General features: G+C 59.5%; 1 protein-coding gene. It reads left to right on the top strand.

Features of this window, described 5'->3' with window-relative positions; all coding sequences use genetic code 11:
* Window positions 1-187: 187 nt before the first annotated feature.
* Window positions 188-1,342, top strand: coding sequence for a homocysteine biosynthesis protein (locus tag NW815_RS02070; protein ID WP_414343605.1), 1,155 nt, complete (start codon window positions 188-190; stop codon window positions 1,340-1,342).
* Window positions 1,343-1,373 lie beyond the last annotated feature (31 nt).

Raw genomic sequence — 1,373 nt, 5'->3', positions numbered from 1 at the left:
ACTGCCGGATCCCCTTAAGCCCCACCGGCCCAGATCCCCGTCCATTTAAGCTATTCATTGAGCCAGTCCCAAGAGCTGCCTCACGAGAGAATTCAAGATGGGAGCGGATCCCTCGACGATCAAGCGATCAAGACTGCCTAGTGCTCCACACCGCCAACGCGACCAACCATTGCGATCTTCACATCCCATGGAGAGAACCCTAGACCAGATTAACCAACGCATTGCCAAAGGCCAGGTGCGGGTGTGGACGGCCCTGGAAGCCAAAGCCAAGCTGGCCACCTTGGGGATCCAGGAAGCCTTTGAGCAGGTGGATGTGATCACCACCGGCACCTTTGAGCCAATGGAGTCTTCAGGAGCCATTGTGAACCTGGGCCATACGGATCCGCCCATCAAGATTCGCCAAGCTTGGCTGAACGGGGTACCGGCCTATGCCGGATTTGGCGCGGTGGATCTTTACCTGGGGGCAGCCCAACCCAGCGAGCAAGCGGATCAAGCCTATGGGGGCGGCCATGTCATTGCCGACCTGGTGGCGGGCAAGCGCGTCCATTTGCGGGCCATCGGCCAAGTGACCGATTGTTACCCCCGCGCCGACTACGAGACCACCCTGACTCGGGATCAGCTCAACCAGTTTTACCTGTTCAACCCCCGCAATGCCTACCAAAACTTCATCGTCGGGGTGAACGGCGGGGATCGGCCTTTGTACACCTACTTGGGTCTGTTGGAACCGCACCTGGGCAATGCCGTCTATTCCAACCCGGGAGAGCTGTCCCCCTTGTTGAACGATCCCCTGTTGCGCCGGGTGGGGATCGGCAGCCGCATCTTTTTGGGAGGCGGCATCGGCTACGTCGCCTGGGAGGGCACCCAACACTTTCCGCTGCAAAAGCGATTGCCCAACCAAACTCCCATCGGCCCGGCGGCCACTCTAGCCCTGATTGGGGATGCCAAGCAAATGCAGGCGGAATGGGTGAGGGGCTGCTACTTCCGCAACTACGGCCCCAGCTTGATGTTGGGGGTCGGGATCCCCATCCCCATCCTTGCTCCTGCGGATTTGGAGGCCATTGCCATTCGGGATGAGGAGTTGGTTGCCCCCGTGATTGACTTTTCCATTCCCCGCCGGGTGCGGCCCACCTTTGGCTTAGTGAGCTATGCCCAACTCAAATCTGGCCAGATCACCCTCAATGGCCGCAAGGTTCGCACCGCTCCCCTGGCCAGCCTGCGCCGCTCCATACAAATTGCCGAAATCCTCAAGCAGTGGATAGAAAGCGGCCAATTTACCCTCACCCAACCTGTCGCCCCCCTGCCCCTGGATCGGGAGTTTCTCCCCCAAAACCCTCTCAGGTGACGTCCTGATACATTTACGCTGAACACTGCTG

It is taken from the genome of Synechococcus sp. R6-7, from assembly GCF_047461695.1.
In the GTDB taxonomy this organism is placed as follows: Bacteria; Cyanobacteriota; Cyanobacteriia; order Thermostichales; family Thermostichaceae; genus Thermostichus.
Note: the sequence above shows the minus strand (reverse complement) of the source record. Positions and strands in the feature narration are given on the sequence as shown.

Excerpts from the sequence above, each read along its gene's own strand:
- NW815_RS02070 (WP_414343605.1), top strand. The coding sequence starts at position 188 with ATGGAGAGAACCCTAGACCAGATTAACCAACGCATTGCCAAAGGCCAG.